Here is a 24146-nt window from a genome sequence, read left to right as displayed (position 1 = left end):
AGCGCCGGGCCGTCGGATGAGGATCAGGAGAGGCCGCGGCACATCTCGCTATGCCTGTCCGCCGCTCTCGTTCGGGCCTCTCGCCGCCTTGGGCATCAAGCCGCCGACGATGTCGTCGGCCTGCCGCATCACGTCATCCAGATTGAGCGGCTTGGTCAGCATGTCCAGCACGGGCATGCCCGCAGGCAGCACGGACTGCAGCAGGCCGGCCATGGTTTCGCGCGCCTGCCGCCGTGCCGTCGCGATCGTCTCCACGAGCAACGCGGCCAGTTCTGCCGGTGCCATCGTCCGGTACGCGTTGTTCATGAACTTGATCTCCGTCAGCTCACCGCGCCCGTCGAGCCGCACGGTGATCGCTCGGTTCTTGGAGGTCACAGTGGTCTCGGAACTGTTCATCGTCCGTTCGACGTCGCCAACCGCGTTCCGGGCGCGCTCCAGATCCTCGTACGCCTTCTGCACCCTGTCATGCATTGGACCGGTCATCGGTCACCATCCTTTTCTCGGCAACGCCTTCTCAGCCACGTCGAACCGCCCTGTCCCGCGACTGGCCGGGAGTTGCCGGCGCCTGCGGGATCGGCTGCCAGGAGCTCTCATCGGCGTCCCAGTCGCCTGCGTCGAGCCGTCCGATGACGGCCGGCACCAGGTCCGGGTCCGTACCCCAGACCTCTTCCTCCTCGGCCAGCCAGGTCGTTCGCTCGCGGTCTTTGCCACCCGCCTGGCCGCCGCCCATCGGCGGCATGAAGGGAGGCATCCCCCCCGCGCCGGCCGGTGCGGAGCCCGTCGAGCCGTAACCCGCAGGGGCAACGCTCCCCGTCCCTACCTGCCCCTGAAGTGGGTCGAAGCGAGCGGCAGCGGCTGCCCCGCCCGCAGCCGAACCCAGGGCACCGCCCGAGGACAGGCCACCTCCGGCCGATGCACCGCCGCCCGGGAAGCTCGAACCGCTGCCGCCGGAGGCAGTCAGCCCGGAACCTGCGGAGCCGTTCAGGCCCGGTGCGGACCCGAGCGGGCCGAGGTCCACTCCCCCGGCCTGGCCCGGAATGGGCGTCATGCCTCCACCCAGGTCGACGGACCCGGGCCCGCCAGCACCGTTCGAGCCACCGAGCGCGCCGCCGGTCGAGCCACTGGTCGAACCGCCGGTCGAACCGCCGAGCGCGCCACCGAGGTCGGCGGGGTCGATACCGGCCGCGCCTCCGGTCTGCACACCACCCAGCCCCGCACCGCCTGGCTCGACTCCGCCGATGTTGCTCACCGGGCCGCCGTCAAGCCCGCCCAGTTCGCCCGGGAAATATCCGCCGTCGTCGAGGCCGCCCTGGCCAGGGGGCCGCCCCCCAGCGCCAACGCCACTCCCGCCGCCGGCCGACAGACCGGGGCCCAGGCCCGCCCCGCCGCCGGCTGACAAGCCGGGGCCCAGGTCCGCCCCGCCGCCGCCGGCGATCAGACCGGTGCCGGGTCCAACGCCGCCCCCGACGCCCGGCAGGCCACCGGCTCCGCCGCCGTCCAACGACGGGAGACTGCCACCGCCGCCGCCACTCACCAGCGACGGGCCGCCACCGCCCAGTTCTGGAAGGGCGCCGCCGCCAGGAGTCAGGCTCGGGATTCCCCCGCCACCGCCACCGTCGGACAGGCTGGGGATACCGCCACCACCACCGCCGTCGGACACGCTGGGGATACCGCCACCGTCGGACACGCTGGGGATACCCCCGCCACCACCGCCGCCGTCGGACAGGCTCGGGATACCGCCACCACCACCAGCGTCGGACACGCTCGGGATACCGCCACCACCACCGCCGCCGGACACACTCGGGATACCGCCACCACCACCAGCGTCGGACACACTCGGGATACCGCCACCACCACCGCCGCCGGACACACTCGGGATACCGCCACCACCACCAGCGTCGGACACACTCGGGATACCCCCGCCACCACCGCCGCCGGACACACTCGGGATACCCCCGCCACCACCAGCGTCGGACACACTCGGGATACCCCCGCCACCACCGCCGCCGGACACGTTCGGGATACCGCCACCACCACCGCCACCGCCGTCGGAGATGTTGGGAACGCCATTGCCGCCACCAACCGGCGGCATGTTGCCGAATTCTGGGATTTTGGAGTTCGGGTCCCCGTTGGAGTTCGGGCGGGGCTGGTAGGTACGCACGTCATGCAGGTTGTTGGTCACGTCGCTGAAATTGGTCTGCAACGCGGTGAGCGCCGAACGCAGCCGTTGATCGAGCTGCTGCAGAGTGGCGAGGTAATGGGTTTGCATGTTGAGATTCAGCAGCGGAATGAAGTTCGGCGACATGATGTCGTAGGTCCCGCCGCCGGCGCCGAAATCAATGTTGACCGGCCACGTCTGCGGCAAAGGGCTCTTCTCTTGCCAGTCCAGCGTGGCGTCAAGACTGTCGGCTGCGGATTCGAGCTGCGCGAGGGCTCGGCTGATCAGGGTGGGCGGGTTGGGCTTGGACAGGAACTCCGCCCAGGCGGATCGGATCTCCTCGAGGAAGGTGGTGGCGGCCCTGGCATTGTCGTGCAGCATGGCGAACCACTGCTGGTTCGTGTCCAGGTCCAGGCGCAGCAGTTTCAGCTCGTCGCGCAGGTCATTCAGGGTGCGACTGAAAGCGTGCGAGGCCGAGCCCTTGAAACCCGAGCCGTCATCATCGACCTTGTTGATCTGCTGCTGGACCACATCGACCGTGTGCTCCAGCCACATTGCCGCGTTGTAATAGCTCTCGGCCGCGTTGTCCAGTGACTCCGGGTTGAGCGGGAGGGTGTTGGCCGGCGCGGCGAGCCGGCTGCTGGTAGCACCGACGAAGCCCTTCTGGTAATTGGCATCCGGCCCGGTGTACCAGGCCACCCTGCCCCGCAGGAACCAGAAGTAGTCTTTGGTCTGGCCATTGCCCCACCCGTAGCTCACCTTGCGATAGACCGAGAAGGTCCACTTGCCCCCCTCGGTGGGCTGGGCGTCGTAGTTCCACGGTGAGCTGTTGCTGTCCTCCCAGCCGACCCAGTCGGCGACGAGCCAGGGCGCGCCGGCCCCCATGAACTGGTTGCGGTCGATGATGCCCTCTGTCCCGAGAAGGTTCACCATCGCCTGCTCCCAGTTCCAACCATCTTGGCTGGTCGGTTGCGTCATGTCGGTCCGCACCAATCCGTGGAGTACAACGCCTGGACTCTGGTCAGCGAGTGCTGGGAACGGTCAGATACTTGTCGAGGTCAGCGAGGGAGAGATTGTCGCGCTCGGTGTCGTTTGCGTCATCCAGGACGTGCTGGAGGGCCTGCGCGAGGCTCGCCAACTTCTGGTCGACAGCGTTGATCTTCGAGTCGAGCTGTTGTCCCAGCGCGCCGACCCTGGCCTTGAGCGCCGCTCCTGCCGCGAACCCGGGAGCGCCTGCGGCGACCTGGATGGCGTTCAGCGGAAGGCCGTGCGGGTGTCCGCCATCATGCGGGTTCGATCCGTTCCGCACCGACGACGTCTCGTTGCGGACCACGTTGAGGATCGAGGTGATGTTCCGAATGAACGCTTCATCGATCTTGATTTCCTTGGCCGGCATCGCGGCCCTCCTTTCGATCCGGATGAAACAGGGGGAACTCGGGCGGGCCGGGCAGCCGGCCCGCCCGAGCGTTTCTACTGGGCGAAGAAGCTCTGGCCGCGGTTGTCCGCTTCGGTGTAGCCGTTGGTGATCTGCCCCAGGTTGGAGGCAGCCTTCTGGACACCTTGGCCGAACTCCTGCAACCCCTGGTTCCAGAGCCGCTGCGCGTGGTCGTAGCTCTCGATGGCCCGGCCGGCGTTGTTCGTGTTGTAGGTCTGCACGCTTGAGGAGAGCTGGTTCAGCATCTCCTCGAGCCGCTGGCGGACCGCCATCAGCTGTTGCATCTGGGCTTCCGCCTCAACCGTATTGATCATGTAGTCAGCCATGACTGCTCCTCAGGTTCCGTGCGGGATTCGGCTCAGCGCGCCCAGGACCCGGCGCCCTGGAAAAGGTGCTGACCGGCGAGCGACGTGTTGTCGTCTTCCGTGCTCGTGGTCAGCACGTGGAACTGGTTCATCGACTGATTGATCTCGGACAGCGCCTGTTGGATCTTCTGAAGACCGTTGCGCGCCTCCTGCATGCCCTGCGAATACGTCTGGGAGGCGCGACCCTGCCACGCTGCCCGGAGGCTGCTGTCGATGCTCGCCAGCGAACTCGACGCGCTCTGCTGCTCCTGGTCGGCGTTCTGGAACGCCGAGACCAACGACCGCGTCGAGGCGTCGTCGATCCTCAGTTGCCCGTTCGGCATCTCTCGTTCTCCCTACTGTCACTGTCCTGACCGGGATCGGTCGATCCCGGTCAACCACCCGCCGCAGCGGGGTCCAGCAGCGGCCCGGTGGGCAGCATGTCGAGCAGCCGACGAGGCACCGTCGACTCCGAGCCGGGGGCATATCCGAGCAGCCGGCTCGCCGTCTCGGTAAGCGGAAACTTCACTCCGGCGTCGGTGATCAGGTAGAGCACCGGCCCCGGCGCCTGCCCCGCGCGTCCGGCGGCCACCAGACCGCCCGTTCCTGGCGCGACAACGACAGCGTCTGCCGTGCGAGCCGTCCGGTTCACCGCCAGGGCGTCACGCACCTTTGAAGAGGGCGGCGCCATCTGACCTGTGGTCACCTCGGGCACATCAGCGCCCGGCAGCAGGCGCAGGCACCACACGCTGCCGGCCGCGTTCGCCACCGGCATCGGCAGTTGGTCCGGCACCTCGGCAGATGTGTCCGGCTGCCGCGCGATCGGCACGCTGGCCAGGGCGGCCAGACTGAGGCGGGTCGGCGCCACCCGCTTCGCGGGGTAGGCATGGGCCGTGTCCGGGTCGGCGAGGGCGATGGCATAGGCCGTCGGCGTAAGTTCCCGCAGGCCGTCGCGCTGGAGCACGAAACCTCGGGCGGCAGTGCCTTCACCCCCTGCTTCGAACAACTCACCGACCCGCGCCCGGCGCCCGTCCACGACAGCACCCAGCGCGCCTCTTCCGGGCACGGCAACGGGTGCGACGTCCGGCCCCACCGGCAATGTCTCCAACCAGCCGCTGCCGACGGTGATCAGACTCGCCTCGACGCCGAGCACGCGGTCGAGCCAGTTGCGGGTGAGCCGCAGTCGGTGCCCCCGCCAGACGAGGTACCGATCCCCGCCGGGGGTCTGCGCGACGAGGGCGTGGTCCGGCGACAGGGACGTACCCTGCCGATGGTCGGGCGGCGTGATGGACAGGGTGGTAGCGATGGACAGGACGCCCGCCTGATCCCGGTTGGCCTCTGCGCAGACCGTCCACGCCCGCCCGGCGATCGAGCCGGACGGCGGCAGGGTGTCCGGGGCTCCGACGATGCCGAGCGGGCTGCCGTGCGCCACCCCGCGCAGCGACTTCCCCGAGACCGTCTTGACCGTCGGCGGCTCGCCCAACAGCAGTCGGGCCGACGCGTAGTTGAGCACCGGTCGGAGCCGGTTGTCGACGAGAAGATAACGGCTGCCCGTATCCCGGTCGACGATCAGGGTTCCGGCCGCCCGCCAACTCTTCGCGCCGCCGGGGCTGAAGAGGCCGAAGATGAGGAAGCCCGCCATCACGAGGATGGCGACGAGCACGCCACAGAATGTGCCGACAAGCACACGACGATGCGGGTGTTCGATTCCGTCGGGTTCCGCAGTGACCAGGGCAGCGACCAGCCGGCCGGCCATGTAGGACTGGGCCTGCACCTGGTCGCGTCGTGTCTGCATGCCGCTCAACCCCCGATGGCCCGGAAGACGGCGTAGACACCCAGGAGCGCGAGCAGGACCGGCAGCATGGCGATGGTGGCGATGGTCTGGGTGATGTCGCCGATCCGCCCCCAGACGGGCATCGGGCGTCGGTCGGACAGCCGTCGCGTGCCAAGGACGAGCGCGGTGACCACCAGCGGGGCGAGCAGCGTAGCGATGATCAGCCGCCGCATCGCCTCGGTGTGGGTGGCAGCCGACAGCGTCGCCACGGCGAGGCCGAGCACGGCGGGGGCCGCGAGGGCCAGTCGATGCCATGCGTTGATCATCGGGCGCATGATCAGCAGCCGGACCAGCGCAACGAGGAGGACCAGCGACCTGGCCACCCATCCACTCTCCGTCGCCAGAATTGTCAGCGACACAGCGACCGTCACGCCGAGGCCTGTGTGCAGCGCGGTGAGGTAGCCGTCAGCGGTTGTCGTCCGTGCCAGCAGCGCCTCGCTCGGGGCGGGATCGATGTCCTCCTGCAGGTGCTCCGGTTGGGTCGGCAGGGGATCCGCCTGCATGCCGGCCAGCCGGAGTGCCATCGACGGCAGCGTGACGGTCAGCACGGTCACCACGACGGCGACCGTGGCTGCCCCCTGCGTCGCGGTGAGGCCCGCGAACATACAGAGCCCCGCACCGACGGCCGATGCCGAAGCGGCGGCGACAAGCGCGGCGAACAACGGGCCGGAACGTCCCACCAGCATCGCGCCGAGCAGAGCGGCCACCGTGGCGGCGACCGATGCGGTGAGCAGTTCCGGGCTGGCGAGCACCAGGCCCTGAGCCGGACGCCCCGTGTCCGGCGCGATGAGCCCGGCGAGCGCGGCGGCGGCGGTGCCACCAGCGGCGGTGAGCAGCCCGAACGTCCACTCTCCCGCCGCTCTGGTCAGCGCGAAGGCCGCCCCGAGCAGCAGCACCGCCAGGATCGAAGCGGACATGGCTCGGGCGAGTGGCGGCCCCGGCATGGCCAGGCACCACAGGGCGACCACAAGCGTGACGCCGGCGGCTCCCAGTGCCGCCCAACGGAGCATGGCCGGCCGCCACACCGCCGATCGGCCCCGCATCCCCGTCGCGACGCCGTCTGCCACGTCGTCGAAGGCGACCGGTGGGATCTGATCGGACCTCGGCCGCAGGTGGACAGCATCGCCGTCGCGCAACCCCTGGCTGGCGACGGTGCCCTCCTCGTCGAGCGGGGGGTCACCCATCCGCTGAAGGACCCAGCCACCGTGTGCCAGGCCCGCGTCTGCGAGGCCGGGATCCAGATGGGACAGCAGGGCGGGCAGCAGGTCTGCGATGAGGACCCCGACAGGAACGGCCACCTCGATCTGGCTCTTCGGGCCGAAGACTACGAGGCGGCACATCTCCGCAGGGGCGGCGACGGTCATGCCCCCGCAACGGCGCTGTCCGCCGCCCGGTTCAACGTCCGGTCGATTTTGACTCAATGATTTCTCGACCCGGACCGGCGGCTCGGCCGTTGTGGGGCCGAGGCGGCCCGTTGGGGCCGCTGGCGGCAGGCTGGACCCGCGGAAGAGGGATGCGGTTGTGAGCACAGTATTGTTTCGTCGCCCCGCACGGCGGCGCGGGCCGGAGATGCCCAGCGGTGAACTGGATCTGCAGGAGCCGCCCACTCTCCCGGAGGCACAGCGCAACGTCATGCGCCATGCCCTGACGGCGCTGCCGATGATGTTGATGACCGGCGCCATGGCGTTGGTCTTCATCAACCCGCGGGGTGGTCCGCTGAGCTGGATCGTCATCGGCATCATGGGCGGAGCCATCCTGGCGATGCTGGTCGGCCAGACGGCATCGGCCAACAACGACCGCAAACTGCAACTCGGCGGCGACCGTCGCGACTACCTGCGCTATCTGGGACAGAATCGGCGGCGCATTCGATCCGTCATCGCCCGGCAGCGGGACGCGGCGGACTGGCAGCACCCGGACCCCCGTTCGCTGCTGTCCCTGGCGATGACCTCGCGTCGGTGGGAGCGCCGACCGAGCCACCCCGACTTCCTGGAAGTGCGGATCGGCACTGGGGAGCGACGGGTGGCGGTGAAAATCAATCCGCTGCAGACCAGGCCCATCGAAAATCTCGAGGCGCTGTCAGCCAAGTCGCTGCGGCGGTTCATCCGCGCCTACACCACCGTCGAGAACCAACCGGTGGCCATGTTCCTGCCCGCCTTCGCCAAGATCAGGTTCAGCGGCGACCGGGAACACGTACGGAGTTGCGTCCGCGCGATCCTGGTCCAGGTGGCCACGCTGCACGCCCCGGACGACGTCCGCATCACCGCCTGCGTCGACGCCGACGGTACGGCTGCGTGGGAGTGGCTCAAGTGGCTGCCGCACGTCCAGCACCCCCAGGCGCACGACGCCGCAGGTGGCCGACGGTTGGCGGCCGAGACCATCGAGGATCTGGAGGTGCTGCTGGGCGAGGGATTCACCGCCCGCCCCCGCTACGAGCCCGGGGCCACCGCCAGTCGCGACGAGCCTTTCGTGATCGTCGTTCGCGACGGCGGCCGGATGGGCAACGGCAGCCGCCTCGCCACGGTCGGGTACCGCAACTGCGTCCTTCTCGACCTGAGCGACCCGACCCCCTCGTCCACCAAGGAAAGCCTCACCCTGGCGATCACCGACGCTGACGTCATGATGCTCCGCCTCGACCGCGTCGGCGGCGAGGTACGCAAGCGCCTGGCCACCCCGGACGTGCTCAGTACGCCGATGGCGCGAACGGTGGGCCGCCTCCTGTCGCCGTACCGTCTCGGTATCGTCTCCGAGACGCCGGACGACAACCTCAGGACGAATTTCGACATCGGCGGGCTGCTCGGCATCAGCGACCTCACCGCTCTGGACCTGGGCGTACTCTGGGCGCCCCGGGCCGACCCGGAGCGGCTGCGGATCCCGATCGGCATCGATGCCGCGGGCAACGCCATCGAACTCGACATCAAGGAATCCGCGCTCGGCGGTATGGGCCCGCACGGCATGCTCATCGGCGCTACCGGCTCGGGCAAGAGTGAGCTGCTGCGCACGCTGGTGCTGTCGCTGGCAGTCACCCACTCCTCGGAGACGCTGAATTTCGTCCTCGTCGACTTCAAGGGTGGAGCGACCTTCCTCGGCCTGGATCGACTGCCGCACACCTCCGCGGTCATCACCAACCTTGCCGAAGAGGCCACTCTGGTCAGCCGGATGCAACAGGCGCTGCACGGCGAGCTGGTCCGCCGCCAGGAGCTGCTGCGCCAGGCCGGCGGCTACAGCTCGGCGTTGGAATACGAGCGGGCCCGCGCACAGGGTGCGCCGCTGGACCCACTGCCGACTCTCTTCGTGGTGGTCGACGAGTTCAGCGAGCTGCTCGCCACCCACCGCGACTTCATGGAGCTGTTCGTGATGATCGGCAGACTCGGACGGTCCCTCGCCGTTCACCTGCTGCTGGCCAGCCAGCGAGTGGAGGACGGCCGGATCTCGCAGCTCGAGTCGCACCTGTCCTACCGCATCGGACTCCGAACCTTCTCCGCCCTGGAGTCCCGGTCCGTGATCGGCGTTCCGGACGCCTACGAGCTGCCCCCGACGCCGGGCAACGGCTACCTCCGTACCGATGTCAGCACCCTGATCCGGTTCAAGGCCGCGTACGTGTCCGGCCCGTATCAACGCAGGAACGTCGAGGCCAGGCAGGCGGCCGTTCAGCAGCAGGTGGTGCCGTATGCTCTGATCCAGCCCTCACGGCCCGCGACGGCCCCGCCGGCGGACGAGGACGCGCCTGCGGAGCAGCCCGAGGGGGCCGCCGTCTCCGGCAGCGTGTTGAGCCTGCTGGCCGAACAGCTCACCGACCAGGGACCGCCGGCGCACCAGGTGTGGCTGCCGCCGCTGGGTTCGGCACCCACGCTCGACCAACTCCTACCGACCCTGACGCCCGATCCCGACCTGGGTCTCTGTGCTCAGGACTGGGCCGGCAGCGGGGCCCTGGTCACCCCCATCGGCTTCATCGACAAGCCTTTCGATCAGGTTCGGGACCTGTTGCTCGCCGACCTGTCCGGTACCGGTGGGCACGTGGGCATCGCCGGCGGCCCCCGCAGCGGGAAGAGCACTCTGCTGCGTACGTTGATCTGCAGCCTGGCTCTCACCCACAGCCCCGCGGAGGTCCAGTTCTACTGCCTCGACTTCGGCGGTGGCACCCTCGGCTCGATCGGTGAACTGCCCCACGTGGGTGGAGTGGCGGGACGGCTCGACACCGAGCGGGTGACGCGGACCGTCCGGGAGGTCACCGAAATGATCACCAGCCGGGAGCAGCGTTTCCGTGACCTCGGTGTGGAAAACATGTCCCGCTACCGGCAGCTGCGCGCCGACGGGGCGGTGACCGACGACCCGTACGGTGACGTCTTCCTGGTGGTGGACGGCTGGTTCACCCTGCGACAGGAGTTCGAGACGCTGGAGAACGAGATCCGCCAGATCGCCGCGCAGGGCCTCAACTTCGGCATCCATCTCGTCCTGACTGCCGCACGGTGGTCCGAGGTGCACCACGCGATGCGCGATCAGATCGGCACCCGCCTGGAACTGCGCCTTGGCGATCCGGTCGACTCGGCCATCGACCTGCGACTCGCCGCCACGGTGCCGCAGTTGCCCGGGCGCGGCCTCACACCGCAGAAGCTGCACTTCCTCGCGGCGCTGCCCCGCATCGACGGCGAACCCGATCCGACCACCGTCAGCGAGGGCGCCCGCTCGCTCTGCGCGTCGGTCGGCGAGTTCTGGACCGGCCCGGCGGCGCCCGCCGTTCGCACGCTGCCCGGCCTGCTGCCCGCCGACACGCTCCCCGCGCCCGAGGGTGACCTGCGCCTGGTGCTCGGCATCGAGGAGCGCGGTATGGCACCGGTGTGGCACGACTTCGGGGAGGCGCCGCACCTGACCATCCTGGGTGACGACAGCAGCGGCAAGACCAACATGCTCCGCCACGTCGCCCGCTCGGTGATGGCCCGGTACACACCGAAGGAGGTCCGCCTGATGCTTGTGGACTTCCGACGCAAGCTCTTCGACGACGTCCCGCAGGAGTACCGCCTGGGCTACTCGGTGTCTGCCGACTCCACGCGGGCGACAGTCGTCGAGGCCATCGCGGGCCTGCAACCGCGGATGCCCGGCGCCGACATCACCCCCGAGCAGCTGCGTCGGCGAGACTGGTGGACCGGGCCCCGGCTGTTCCTGCTGGTCGACGACTACGACCTGCTCGGCGGGCACGACGGCCCGTTGCTCCCCCTGCTGCCGTACCTGGCCCAGGGCGCCGACATCGGTTTCCACCTGGTGCTGACCCGGGCGGCGGCCAACGTCATGCGGATGTCGATGGACCCGCTGGTACGCCGGGTGCAGGAGACCAACGCGCCCGACGTCGCCCTGTCCTGCCCACCGAGCGAGGGGCCGCTGCTGGGCAACGTCAAGCCCCGTCAGCTTCCACCCGGGCGCGCGTTGCTGTGCACCCGACGGGGTGCCCGGCTGATTCAGACTCCGTGGTCGGGTGGGCAGACGAGCTGATCGGGCGTGCGACAGGGTGCCGGGAGCGCGGCGGACCCGCCCCCTAGACCACCTCGTCAGCCGCCGCTGGCGCGTCCCCGACGCGCCAGCGGCGGCGGCGCCCGGCTCGGACCGTGACGACCGTCGCGTATGCGAGAAGTGCGGTCAGCACCAGAGCCGCTGTGAGGACCAGGGCGCGCGCCCTGGCGGGCGAGGGGGACGGGGCAACCGGCAACGTCGGCAGGTGTGGCCGGAGTGGCGGCGGGGGATCCGCGCCAATGTCCAACCCGCTGATCGCCGTGTGAAGGTCCAGAATGGCAGGCGCCGGGCGACCTCGTCCGACCCCGGCCACCACGCTCTCCTCGGCCGCGCCGGCCGGCTCACCGGCCTGTACGAGCAGGCGCCGCACCTGCTGCTGGTCGAGTTCGGGCCGGTACGCCCGCAGCAGAGCCGCGGCTCCGGCCACCTCCGCGGCGGCGACTGCCGCCCCGCCGACAGCGTAGTGACCTCTGCCGACGGGACCGATGCTGTACGCCCCCGCGGCGGGAGCCAGCAGGTCGAGCCCGGATGCGCCCACGACCGGCTCGGTAGGGGTGCCGGCGGCGTCCACACCGCCCACCGCGAGGACCCGATCGTCGGCGGCGGGATACCAGACGTGGTCGTCACCGGCGACCGGGGCCACCACGACCACGTCGTGCGCCACCGCCTCGGCGACCGCCGCACGCAGGGCGGTGTCCGCACGGGGCAACCCCGTGCCGACAAGGATCACCCGCGCACCAGAGGCGGTGGCCGCGCGTATCCCCTTGGCCAGGTTGCCTGGGGGCATGACACCCGCACGGTTGACGACCCGCACCGGGACGATCGAACTCTCCGGAGCAACTCCCACAAACCCGCTGCCGCTCATCGGCCGGGCGGCGACGATCCCCGCGAGCGCAGTCCCCCGGCCGAGACAGTCGCGGTTGGCGCCACCGGCCGACCCGGGGTCGGCGCCGGGCCGCAGCGCCCCGGCCAGGGCCGGTGACCGCGCGTCGACACCCGAGTCGACCACGGCCACCGAGATACCCCGCCCCTTGCTCAGGGGCCAACTCAGCTGTGGCGCGATCCGACTGAGCGCCCAGGACGCCATCGGTACCAGCGTGGGTGAGGCGCCGACGCACTCGCCGTCCGCCGGTACCGGCAGCTCCGGCGGCGGCTCCGCGCGTCCGGCGGCCTCCGCCCCCTGTGCTGTCGTTCGCGACGGCACCAGGCCGGTCGCTCCTGCGGTCAGTGCCACCGACGCGGCAAGACTGAACACCGCGCGCGCCAGCACCGGCCCTCGGGGCTGCCGCAGGCCTGAAACTCGCTCGGCCGGCATGCACATCTCCCTTGATCGAGTCTCCCACCGGGAGGACGCCGCCGTGCGGCGCACGTTCCACGACGACAGCGCTGCGGCTCGGGTTCAACGGCTCACCACCGTGCGCGGGACTAGACCCTCTGCTGAACCTCGTCAGTGGTGTCGGCGGGAAGCGGCTCGTCCTCGTCGACCGCGTAGAGCGCCGCGAGCGCCCGGTGCAGCGCGACGGCGTCGACCCGGGGGACCACGTGATCGGCCGCACGGATGGCGGCCAGCAGCTCCGGCTCCGGGGCGAGTCCGTGCCGCTCCAGGTAGTAGGCGACAGCCTCGGGCCAGATCCAGGTGCCGTCGGTGTAGAAGGCCGTCGGGACCACCTCACCCATCGCCGGCTCGCACACGTCTACCGACAGCGTGGCGCTGATCAGCAAGGGGACGCCGTCACGGAGATACGTCAACACCCGGGCCCGCTCGGCGTCGTCGTCGAGGCGTGGATGCGCGTCGTCGAAGCGGGGGCCCTGCTGGGCGTCCAGCGAGTCGAACACCCGCGCGAAGATGATCTCACCGGCCGGCCCCGGGGCCCACAGCAGCGCCGAGAATCCGAGTGCCGCCCGCTGGTACGCCGATGCCTCGTCGGGGTCGACGAACCCCTCGACCTGCGGCTCACGCTCCCCCGCCTCGACCAACGCGTCCTGTATCCGCGCCACCGCCACTGGCAGGGCCGAGACGGGCCCGTCGGCCTGCACCAGGTAGACCCGGCGCGGAGGGGGCCAGCTGGTGTCCATCGCCGGGTAGCGCCAGGCGCGCCACAGTCCGACCAGCGGCGCCTCGTCGGCAAGCCGCCGCACCGCCCGCACCGCCGCCGCGTCGAGCGGATCGCCGGCGCCGAGCCCATCACCCTCGCTCAGATCGAGGGTGTACGGGAGGTCGGGCCCCTCCTGCGCGAGAACATCGGGGCCGACAGGCGCCACACCGTACGCCGGGACGGGTTCGAGGTCCGAGCGAACCAGGTCGGCGAGGGGGCTGACGTCCGCGCCGGCGGCCGACAGAATTTCCTCCAGCACCGCCGCGTCGGCCGTCGTGACGCTGGTGCCGTTGGTGAGCGCGGCGAAGACGACAGCCTGCGCGATCGCCACCAACTCCCCCTCGGCAAGCCACCACCGCGCTTCGGTGACGAGTTCGTCCGGAAGCCGGCCCGCCATCCGCCCCAGCAGCATGTGGCAGGCACCGACCAGCTCTACGCTCGATTCCGCGTTCTCGGTCACGACCTGAGAACGGGGCCGGGCCGGGCCTGGTTCAATCGGGCCCGGCAACCTCCACCGCCAGCAGCTCAGCCGTCGGCCGGCTCAGCCTCAGTGAGAACGGGAAGCCTGCCGTATCGCCCGCGTGCCGCGGCCACGGCCGTGGCGCGCAGCCACCTCCGGAGCGCCGGCCAGGTCGACACCACTCGATCGAACGCGTACGGACCGACGACACGCCCGTGGTTGTCGATTTCCGTCACCGTCTCACCCCCGTCGGGCGTCCGTTCCCGTAGCCACACGCGCGTGTCGCAGCGGAACGCGATCAACCGGGCGAGATCGAGCCAGGTCTGGTTGGACGCCAACGCCAACTGCGGGAAGGCCGGCGTACCCGCCAACGGGCCGTCGCCGCCGTCCAGCGTCGCCAGCACCAGCTCCCTGACCCGCTCTATCCGCGCACGAGCCGACAGGTCACCTTCGGAGTCGGCCGTCGGGTCGGCGTACCACTGCTCGATCTGCACGCGCGCCTGGTCGACGGCGGGTCGGGCATCAGGACGGCTGGTCGCACCGTGCCGCAGAGCGGTTCTGGCCCACTCCACCACGGCGTGGTCGCCCTGTCGTGCGCGGCTGGCCGGGTCGGTGCTCAGGCGGATGGATCGGCCCGCGCTGGTCTGCGCCCCGACCACCCGGGCCACCTCGATCAGGGCGAACGACGGGTCTGGATCGGCCCAGGCAATCTCGCTGACAATCGCGTCCAGGTCTACCGCCTGCGCCTGATCGATGGCGCCGGCAGGGGCCGCGGTCGGCTGCGGCAGATCGGGCCGGGCCTCCGGCGACCGGTTGTGCGACTCCATCATGGCCGAGAACCGGTCGGCGGACATCTGCACGAAGATCTCGCCGGCGAACGCCTGGCTGCGGAACTCACCGGCCGGTGTGGGGGCAGTGAACATGTGGTGCTCGCTGCGCTCGGCCGCGAAGTGGAACCGGCCCTGCAGCCGAACCAGGACGGAAGGGCCGAGCTGCTTCAGATGCCCCTCCGCTCGGGCGTTCGAGGTGCCACTGCTCTGCTCGTGGCGTGCGGCAAGCCGATCGGCCGCCGTGGCGGCGGTCCACAGGTCCTTGCCGAAGGGTTCGCTGAGATGGTCAGGGTCCTTGACCCCGAGCACCTGGGAGTTGTCGATCGACCCGGCAATGACCGCCGCCCACGGATCGGTGGTCACCGTCGATGTGACGCCGCTCTGCTGCTTGGCGTACCGACCGGTGCCCGCCCCCTCGACCAGCCCGACCACATGTGCGTCGAAGAGCTGTCCGTGCAGCCTGAGCGCCGACCGGGTCGTGCTGTGACCCGGCTGGTGAACCCCGTCACCGATCAGGAGTCCCTCCGGGCCGAGCGCCGCGGGAAGGTGGTTGACCAGACCTCCTCGACCCAGGGTGGCAACCAGGGAGAGGGCCGGCCGCAAACCCGCGGCACCTTCCTCGTCGGAGAGCCGCATCACCAGGTTTCGAGCCACCGGCAACGCGTCGTCCATGGTGACCGCGAGGACTGTGGCGTCGCCGGGAAGCGGCGGCAGCGGGCGGAGGTCGATCTCGAGCGGCCGCTCCGTGGGCGCAGCGGCCTCCATCAGGCCCTTGGGAAGCCGAAGCTCCAGCCGGGCGGTCACCGTGCGGCGGACCGTCTCGTCCTGACCGGCGAGCCACGCCGCAGCCCGCACCGCGGTGTTCGCCATCGGCCGACCCGCCGACAGGCGATGAGTGACTGTCACCTCGAACTCGCCGTCGGTGGTCAACACATAGTTGCCGTTGAAGTCGTACACGGTCTGCTCGCGGGTGTTCACCTCGGAGCGGGTGGTGGACCTGCTCTGCCCCTCGGCGAGGGTCAACGAGGGACCGCCGGTGATCCCCTGCGTTCCCTCGAGGCCCAGCCCAGCGGCACCGACGGACCAGCCGGCGCTCTTGCTGACCCCGACCGACGACTGGGAGTACGCGTGGCCGTAGTTTTCGTTACCCGTGTTGGCGAGGAACTCGCGCACCCTCGGCTGCGATGTCAGGACCATCCGGACCCGGATTTCCAGGACGTCGGAGAGCAGCCCCAACTTGGGCACGTGCACGAAGAAGGACAGGCCGTCGCGGTGCAGCAGCTCTTCGAGAAGCGCCCACTCCCGATCACCGCCGAACGTCGCCTCGAGCATTTCGAGACCGCCCTGAAGTCGCCCGGACACCGACCCGGTGTGCTCCGACCACAGGGACACCTGTTGGGCCAGGGCGCCAGGATGAGCGACCTCGATCGCCTCGTGGACGACGTCGATGAGACTACGACCGCCGGAGTACGCGATGTGCTGGAGACCGGCGTGGCCCAGTGCCTTCGGCCCGCTACGGAGCAGGTACTGCGGCACCCGCAGGTGCGCGTAGGGGTCGGGCAGATCGGGCAGACGCAGCCCGAAGGACTCCTCGAAACGTCGTCGCGTCGTCGGTTCGATGGAAAGACGCTCGTCCACACCCAGGCGGTCGGCAAGCTCGCCTGCCCACCGCTGCCGCTCCGGCGAGTACCCCACTGCGGGGCCGGCCAGATCCTCGCGTTCCCAGCGGGCCAGCACACCGGCGACAACGCTCCCCGGCAGTTCCAGGTCCCGGCTTGACCAGTCGGCGAGAACCTGCCCCAGTCTGGCCTGCGGCATGGGCAACTCCCCAGCTGCGTACCTGGCCAGCGCCGTCGGGGTGGGCAGGAGATACATCATCTGTTTGCCGGCGAGCAGTCTCGGCGTCGGGCGCCGGACGGTGTCGGGCGCGAGCTTCGCCGCCTGCTCGTAGGAGACCGAGACGACGAGGGTGACGGTGGCGAAGTATCCATCCGCCTGGTTGAAGTCCAGGTTCAGATATTCCCTGCCGCTGGTGTGCGATCGCGACACGTTCGTGCTGGTGCCGCTCTTCGCGGTCGCGGACCCCGAGAAGCTGACCTTGTTCAGACCCGTCAGCGTCGTCGTCCCTCCCACCCCGACCTTGCCCACCTCGACCGCCCGCCCCTTGCCTGTCTCCGCGGACTGGCCGCCGGTCAGGATGGCGAGGTCGATCTTGCCGTGGACAAACTTGTCGGGTGTGGCGCCGCCATGGGTGGATTCGTGCACCACGGCGTGCACCGAGATCATGGCGATCTTCTGCCGGATCAGCCCCGCCCGGAAGAGTTGCCGCGTGTACCGGCCGCTGAGAATGGCCGGGATGTTCGACATGATCGCGATCGGTGAGAGGAAGTTGGTCACTTCCTGGTCCGTTGCCGCACCGGGGCCGGTCAGCTCCGGCAACATCTCCCGAGCGGCCTCCAGGAGGCCGCTGACGTCGAGGTAGGACACGACAGCCTGGCTGAACACCTGCGTCGGGGTCTCCTGGCGGACCGCCGCCGGATCCGTCGGTGCGGGTGGTTCGAAGTACGGCAGGACGTGCGCCGTGATCTGGTGGTCGCTCTTCGGAGACTCGTACCTGGGCAGCGCGGACTTGCTGTACTCGACAGTCGTCCAGAGCCGCACCGGGAGCCGGTACTCGTCGACGCTGCCCGGGTACTCCATCAGGTTCGGCTTGTTGGTGAGCAGGCCGAGACTGTCCGTGGCGCCGAAGGACCAACTGTGCTTCGCCCCGGCCTGGAGACCGGTCACCCACGGGAGCGCCTTGAGTCTTGCCACGAGAGCCGCGCCGACCTGCAGCGTCTGCCGGCCCCCCACCCCTTGCGAGTGGTTGCCCATGCCCATGCTCAGCGTCACGATGGTCTGTCCGTCGGTACGCCGTTGCCAGTACTCCGGCGAGTCGGAGAGGATCTGCTCCCCGCGAATGGTGATGCGGGCGTGGCTGGTGCGTCCGCGCGCGTCGATGTTCGTCATGGTGAACGTCAGGCCGACGCCGACGATCACCGAGAAGAAGGATTCGAGGGCCTCGACCGACACCATCTTGTGCAGCATGTCCCGGTTGTCGAGTTGACGGTCGAGGCGGCTGTTGCGCTGGGTGCGTTGGTTTTTGAACAGTTGAGTCTCGTCCGACGGAAGGAACCCGGTACGGCGCAGTTCCGTCGCCAACTCCTCGCGCAGCACGCGGTCGGTGCCCTGGTCCACCCGCACCAGGCTCTGGCCGAGGCCACGCCCTTCCTGGAGGTGCCGGGGCAGGCGCTGCCGGGCTGGCTGCTGCTCCGGACCGGCGAAGCGGACCGCGTCCGGTCGGTGTGGCACCGCGGACTCCTCGACGAGGGCGCGTACCTCGGGGCGCAGCCCCTCCAGATCCACCTGTAGCCCATGGTCGAAGGCGTCCGCCTCGGGCACGACGAGCACCACGCTGCTGTCGACCGTGTCCGTCGCCGACGGCGGCGGGTACGGGAGATCGAAGAGGATGCGTGGTGCCAGTTCGCGCGGGAGGACATCCACCGTCGCCGACAGCGTCAACGGCAGTTCGTGCGCGGACGTCATCCCGGTCTCCCGGCTCACCTGTACCCAGAGGTTGCCACGTCCGCTGGCGAGGCTGTCGGAGTCAGTCCAGGTGTAGCTCGCCTCGACCCGCGGACCGAGCGCGAGGCCGGGTGTCGGCAACAGACTCGCCTCGCCGAAGACCGTCGCGGTGAGCCCGTTCTCGGCGCTCTCGCTGTTGCTCTCGCCGACGATCGCGGTGCGGACCCGCTCGATGTGGGCCGTTGAGGTCGTCCGACCCAGTCGCTGGTCACCGTCGGGGTGGCGGCTGGCCTTGATCACCACCCGGGCGATCTTGCGACCCTGGTCGTGCAGGAAGAACTCGTACCCCTGGAATGCGACGTCGAGGTGCGCGTCCAGGTGGTACACCTTCTGCACCAGTTCCGCCCGGGCCGAGTGACCCGTGTCCAGGTCCAGACGACGCTGACGCAGACTGCTGAGGATCGCGTCGACGAGTGTGTGCAGACGCTGCAGCTGAGCGGCGTAGAACGTCGCGGGGATGTCCTCGGATCGCAGGCCCGTGGAGACGGAGCTGTCGACCGGTCCCACGGCGCGCACCAGTTGACCCGGGGGTTGTTGCAGGTACTGGCTGGGAAGGGCAACGCTGATCCGCTCGCCCGGAGTGACGGTAACCTGCGAATCGCGCAGCACCGCGGCAGCCCAGGGCAGTCGGAACTGGGCTTTCGTGCGCACCAGCGCGGTCAGCCGACCCGCATAGCTGACGTACGTCAGCTTGTCCCGGACGTCGAGAACGTGGCCGCCCTCGGCGTCCTCGATATGACCGGTGCCCCTGGTGATCACGTTGGCACGTAGGTTCAGACCCGCGCCCACCTTCAGCGCCTGAACAATGCCGGGCACCAGCCCGAGCCCGATCGAGCCCGAAACACCCGCCCGGAAGGCGCTGCCCTGGCCGGTCTGCCCGCGAGCGTGGGCGCCGGTCTGGAAGATGGCGTTGACCGACTCGATACCGGCGAACCCCGCGGCGGCGTCATTCCCCGCCTCCGCGTTCGGGTCGAACTCGATCCTCGGATCGCTGATCTCCAGCGCAACCAACACCTCGGCGTCACCCAGCCGGATCACACGACTGTCGCTGACCAGGTAGCGGTAGGTCGACAGCAGCTGTTGCGGCAACATCTGCCACTCGACCGGCGACACCGTGACCCCTCGTTCGTCGAGGGCCTGTCGCAGCACGACGATGAGCTGGTCGACGCCGGGCAGGCCGGTCTGCGGGATACCGAGGCCGCGGACCCGCAGGCTCGCCGCGCCCATCCGGCGGTGTTCGGCCGCGAGGTCGGGAGCGAGAACCTGACCGGTGGACTCCGGTCCCCGCTGGTCCGTCTCCAACCGCGCCGGCTCCGCGTCGTCCGGCCGGTCCACACCGGACCGATCCGGTCCGGCATCCCGGGGGCCGTCGCTGGCGTCGGGCTCGACCACGACAGGCAGATCCGGCGTACGGCTCCGCTCGGGCCCTTGCTGCCGGGGTACGTCGACCGCGCCGCTCTCGGCTCGGTGAGCGTCACGGGCGTTCAGAACGTGGGCATGTTGTTCGGGAGTGATGGTGAACCCGGGATCCAGCACCACCAGGTGGTGACTGAGGTCGACGAAAGCCCTCTGCCGGGCGTCGAGCACCGGACCGGCCGGTCCATCCGGCAGGCCAGCGACACCGCGCTCGACGAAGCCGAGTTCGGCGATCGCGGTGCGCAGCGTCTCGCGCGACGCCTGGTGCTGCTCCGGCGTGAGCGGGAAGCTCGTCAGGCCGTGATTGGCCAGCACCGCGTCAAAGGAGCGCTGGAGCCCGTCGAGTGTCCACTGCTGCTCTAGCCGATTGCGAAGCCGCCCCAGCGCCCGGCGTACCGCCTGAGCAGACGTGGCCTCCTGGCCCGACCCGCCCGCAGTCTGCCGCACCGCCGCGTCCACCGCCCGCTGGTGCGCGGCCAGCAGCGGGTACGGGTCGACCGTCTCGGCAGCCACGCGAAGCGCACTTGCGTGCTGCGACGGAAAGAGAGGTTGGACGGGGTCGAGAACCAGGGGCATGCGGCTGTGCTCCAGAGCCCGTCGGCCCGCCTCGTCGAGCGAGCCGCCACGTGTACGGAGCCGCTCCAACGCCCTGATGTCGTCCTGGATCAGTTTGATCCCCGCGGCTCGCTGCGTGTCCGTCAGCGGGAACGGAGCCAGCCCATTGCGGCGCAGCATCTCGGTGAAGAGCCGCTGCACGTGCTCCTTGTTCGCCTGCACGGCCTGCAGGGCTTCGAGGGCCTGCTTCGCGGCCTCAAGACGTGTGCTGTCGACCGTTCGCAGACCGTGCAGGTCCTCGCTGTCGCCCTCGGCAATCGCCCTCCGTACCGCGCTCTGCCACTCGTTGAAGTCGGTCGGCGCACGGGCTGGTCCCGGCACGGCGAGCGTGGGCTCGGGCCCGGCGCCGACCTGAACGTCCGGCTGGGCGTCCAGGTCGGTGTCAGCGGTCCTCGCTTCGGAATCGACGTCGGTCCTGGCGTCGGCCATCAGCTCGGCGTCGGCCCTTGGCTCGGGGTCGGCCCTCAGCTCGGCGTCGGCCCTTGGCTCGGGGTCGGCCCTCAGCTCGGCGTCGACTCGGGGTGCGTGTCCGGTGTCGTCCGGTCGAACGTCGGTGGGGTCGGCCTGCTGGACGTCCGTCGGCCGACCCGGGACGGGCGGTAACAGGACTCGCCCGTCGACCAGGCTGGCGAGGTCGGCCAAGACCGCCTCGGTGACGCCCCGCGGGGACTGCCGGAGGTCCAACACCACCTCGGCGCGTGCTCGGGGGTGCAGGTGTTCCAGCGCGGCGGCCAGCCACCTGGGGTCGACCGAGTGACGGTCCGGCGTGATCCGGATCGGCTGGTCGGCCACCGGCCCGCGGGCCGAATCGGGCACCGCCGTCGTCAGGTGCACGGCTAGGCCACCGGGCACCGGGGTCAGCTGGCGGACGATGCGTGAGCGTCCCGGGTCGACCTGCAGGAGCGCCGGCTCCACCCCCGTGGTCCAGAACTGCCAACGGGGGATGCCGTGCAGGACCAGATCGAGCGGTTGCCCGTCGGGTACGCCGTCCACGATGGCCATGATCGCCGCATGCGCGTCGGGCGGCACGACGGTGTACGACGTGCCAGGCAGACCAACCGTGATCCGGACGGCATCTCCGCGCGCTGCGGGATCCGGTTGGGGCCCGCCGGCCGCATCGGCGTCCGGCCTGATCCACAGGCCGTCACGGGTCTGCTCGGTGACCCAGCCGGCAGCCAGCGGCCGCCTGATGGGCGCAGCGGTCGGAATGGTCTGGGCAGGTTCCGTGTCGGAAAGGGAGCTGGCCGCCTCGCTCGGCAGCGCCGGTACGGTGGGCGTGAAGACGATGTCCGCCGCCAGCTCAGGCAGGGTCGCAGCACCACTCCACGACTGGGACAGGGGGCCGTCCGAGGCGGCCATAGTCTGCGCGAGCGCGGCCGCGACTGCCTGCGGCCCGCCCGACGGTACGGTGACGAATCCACCCGCCACGGTGGGCAGTTCCTGCAACGCGCGGACCGACGCCAGCACCCTCAGACCCGGAGTGGTTGTCGCGTCGGGAAACGGTCGCCGGAGGTCCGCGAGCTGATCGGGAGTGATCCGTCCGGCAGCGGTGACGCGGAGGACGTAACTGCCCGGCAGGCGTCGCGCCACCGACCTGATCACGTCGACCGGCATCCGTGCCGGATCGACGAACAGCAGGCGGTGACCTTCGATGGCCGGTTGCGCCACAGCCGCCACCACGTCGGCAAGCTCCGGCGTGGCGGCCAGCAGCAGCCCTGCCGCTACGGCGACCAACCGCATCCCGTCGGGGAGCGCCGCCGCGATCGTGGCGACCGGCGCCGGGGTCAACGGGGCCGTCGACACCGAGGGCTCGGCGACGAGCGGCGGCACGTACCGGAGACCCGCCCGATCGGCCGATTCGAAGTACAGGCCGGTCGGGTCGACAAGCGCCAGCGTGACCCGGGCCGGACCGGACGACGACGCGGCGGCGGTTCGGATGTCGGGCAGGGGCACGAGGTGACCCGCCGTCGTGATCAGCACCTGCTGGCCGGCGTGCGCATAGCCCTCCGGCAGCAGCCGCCAACCGTCTGTGGGCAGGAGGACGTCGTGGGGAGCGTCCACGGCGCTGGCTGTGGGCAGGGGCACGTCGTCGGAAGCGTCCACGGCACTGGCCGCGGGTCCAGGGGCGGGCCGGACTCGGACCCGCCAGCGACCCGCGCCATCCGGGGACGGGCCGGGCACGGGCCCGTTCCGACCCAGCAGGTCACGGGCGAGCGCGTGGGCGGCATCTTCATCGCCGTCGGAGTGCAGGACCTCGGCGACGCGGCGGATGGCGTCCAGGGCGCGGGGCACCTGCTCCGCCGTCCATGGCCGTCGAAGATGCTGCTGCACGATCTCACCGGCGTCCCTGATCGCCGCGCTGGGCACGCCTTCGCGACGCCCGGTCGCCGCCGTGGGTCCGACACGCACGGCGGGATGCGGAAGGACGATCCGCCGAACGGTCTCCCACCGCCACCTGGGCGCCGATGGGCGTCGGCGATGCGCGTGGACCGTGGTCGCCACTGGACGCGGACGGACCGGCTGACCGTCGACGTTCCGCACCTCGAAGACCCGGCGAGGTTCGGCCTGGCGCCGCCCGCGCCAGAACCGCCGGTGAAGCCAGCGCAGCCAGCGCCGCCGCAGCCGGTTGAACCGGTCCAGCCGGCTCAACGGCGGGCGTGAGTGAACCGATCCGGCGTTGGTTCCCGGCGCGCTCCGGCCATCGGTCGAGGGATCGACGACGCCGGCTGCCGCGTCACTGTCGGCGTGTGCGGACTCGGCGTGCGGGCGCGTCGGTCCGGCTTGCGTCGGTCTGTCGCCAGTCAGGATGGCGTCGTAGTGTCCCGCTCTGGTCTCCCTCAGCACGATCGGCTCGCCGACGTAGCGGTGGGGCCCCACCCGGTGGAGCTCGTACCCGGAATCCGGCAGCGGCCGAGCAATGGCCAGTGGACGGCCGAGCACCTCCGCCAGCATGGCGGCGAAGCCGGCGCCATACCTGCCGTCCCAGCGCCAGTTACGTATGTCGGCACGGACGCGCTGACGCTCTCGTTCGGCGGGCATCGCGCGGGGCGAACCAGCGGCTGTTGCTTCCGATCCTCGTGCCGTGATGATGAGCCGGTCCAGCACGTCCCGGTAGGGATCCCCACGTAGGAGCTTGGCGAGGTGGGCCGCCAGGGCGTTCGCTGTGTCGCTCGCGACCGCTTCGCGAAGCAGCGGTGGAATCGTTTGGGGAGCCGTCTGCGCCTCGGTCAGGCTCTCCAGCCACCGCCGCTGCTCATCAGTGAAGCCGCCGAGTTGTTGGACCCGGCCGGGCTCGGCGACCATGACCGCGTAGAGCAGCGAACGGCCATCGGCCGGACTCTCCACCACCACCGCGGCAGCCGGGATTCCCAATCCTTGAACGGCGGTGGCTGGAAAATCAGCCGGAAACATTGGCGCGCTATCGTTTTGCTCGTTGTCGAGGGCTTCCTGCGGGACCTGAGGGGAGGTTTCGTCCGGGGTGGGTGTGAGGCTGGGTGAGGCATTCGGGTCGGCTGGTCGACCGCCGTCGGTGATGTGCACATCGGCGAATGCCGGGTCCGCTACCGTGACCGGCCCGAGGTCGTGTTGAGCAACCTTGCCGTCAGCCGTCTGCACCAACCGCACCGGCACCCGCAGCGCCGCGGGAAGATTCAGCAGATCTCCCGACGGGTCAAGCGTAAACTCGGTAAACCACCGACCTGGCGTCGCCTGCACCTCGATCAGCAAAAAACCACCGTCTCCCGGCCGGCGCCACACCAGCACCACATGAGACGGCTCGTTCGGAGGGCTTGTCACCACGGCCGTAATCGCGCCCGATCGCAGCTCAACCAGC

Annotated in this window: 11 protein-coding genes; 1 reads left to right on the top strand and 10 read right to left on the bottom strand. The window is 70.2% G+C overall.

Annotated elements, in window-relative coordinates; all coding sequences use genetic code 11:
* Nucleotides 1-48 precede the first annotated feature (48 nt).
* The 7 genes from AB0K10_RS32165 to eccD form a co-directional block, all read right to left on the bottom strand.
* Nucleotides 49-483, bottom strand: a complete 435-nt coding sequence (locus AB0K10_RS32165; protein WP_363689823.1) for a YbaB/EbfC family nucleoid-associated protein — start codon at nt 481-483, stop codon at nt 49-51.
* 31 nt (nt 484-514) lie between these two features.
* Complete coding sequence (locus AB0K10_RS32160; protein WP_363689821.1) at nt 515-3136, bottom strand: hypothetical protein; 2622 nt, start codon at nt 3134-3136, stop codon at nt 515-517.
* Between the two features lie 43 nt (nt 3137-3179).
* Nucleotides 3180-3554, bottom strand: a complete 375-nt coding sequence (locus AB0K10_RS32155) for a hypothetical protein (RefSeq protein WP_363689819.1) — start codon at nt 3552-3554, stop codon at nt 3180-3182.
* A 74-nt stretch (nt 3555-3628) separates the two neighbouring features.
* Nucleotides 3629-3919, bottom strand: coding sequence for a WXG100 family type VII secretion target (locus AB0K10_RS32150; RefSeq protein ID WP_363689817.1), 291 nt, complete (start codon nt 3917-3919; stop codon nt 3629-3631).
* Nucleotides 3920-3951: 32 nt separating this feature from the next.
* A complete protein-coding gene (locus tag AB0K10_RS32145) occupies nt 3952-4281 on the bottom strand; it encodes a WXG100 family type VII secretion target (protein ID WP_363689815.1) in 330 nt (109 codons plus the stop codon).
* 50 nt (nt 4282-4331) lie between these two features.
* Complete coding sequence (gene eccB, locus AB0K10_RS32140; RefSeq protein ID WP_363689813.1) at nt 4332-5732, bottom strand: type VII secretion protein EccB; 1401 nt, start codon at nt 5730-5732, stop codon at nt 4332-4334.
* Between the two features lie 5 nt (nt 5733-5737).
* The gene (eccD, locus tag AB0K10_RS32135) at nt 5738-7111 is read right to left on the bottom strand and encodes a type VII secretion integral membrane protein EccD (RefSeq protein WP_363689811.1); all 1374 of its coding nucleotides are present in this window, start codon (nt 7109-7111) and stop codon (nt 5738-5740) included.
* A gap of 181 nt (nt 7112-7292) precedes the next feature.
* On the opposite strand from eccD, the gene eccCa reads away from it, so the two are divergent.
* Complete coding sequence (gene eccCa, locus AB0K10_RS32130) at nt 7293-11255, top strand: type VII secretion protein EccCa (RefSeq protein WP_363689809.1); 3963 nt, start codon at nt 7293-7295, stop codon at nt 11253-11255.
* Nucleotides 11256-11298: 43 nt separating this feature from the next.
* Here eccCa and AB0K10_RS32125 read toward each other — a convergent pair whose 3' ends face one another.
* The 3 genes from AB0K10_RS32125 to AB0K10_RS32115 form a co-directional block, all read right to left on the bottom strand.
* Complete coding sequence (locus AB0K10_RS32125; protein WP_363689807.1) at nt 11299-12588, bottom strand: S8 family serine peptidase; 1290 nt, start codon at nt 12586-12588, stop codon at nt 11299-11301.
* A gap of 110 nt (nt 12589-12698) precedes the next feature.
* Nucleotides 12699-13829, bottom strand: coding sequence for a hypothetical protein (locus AB0K10_RS32120; protein ID WP_363689805.1), 1131 nt, complete (start codon nt 13827-13829; stop codon nt 12699-12701).
* A 65-nt stretch (nt 13830-13894) separates the two neighbouring features.
* Nucleotides 13895-24079: a hypothetical protein gene (locus AB0K10_RS32115; protein WP_363689803.1), complete on the bottom strand. Its 10185-nt coding sequence runs from the start codon at nt 24077-24079 to the stop codon at nt 13895-13897.
* Nucleotides 24080-24146 lie beyond the last annotated feature (67 nt).

Origin of the sequence: Micromonospora sp. NPDC049274 (genome assembly GCF_040678875.1) — a bacterium.
Taxonomy (GTDB): domain Bacteria; phylum Actinomycetota; class Actinomycetes; order Mycobacteriales; family Micromonosporaceae; genus Micromonospora.
The sequence above is the reverse complement of the archived record's forward strand: the minus strand, read 5'-3'. Positions and strand labels throughout refer to the sequence as shown.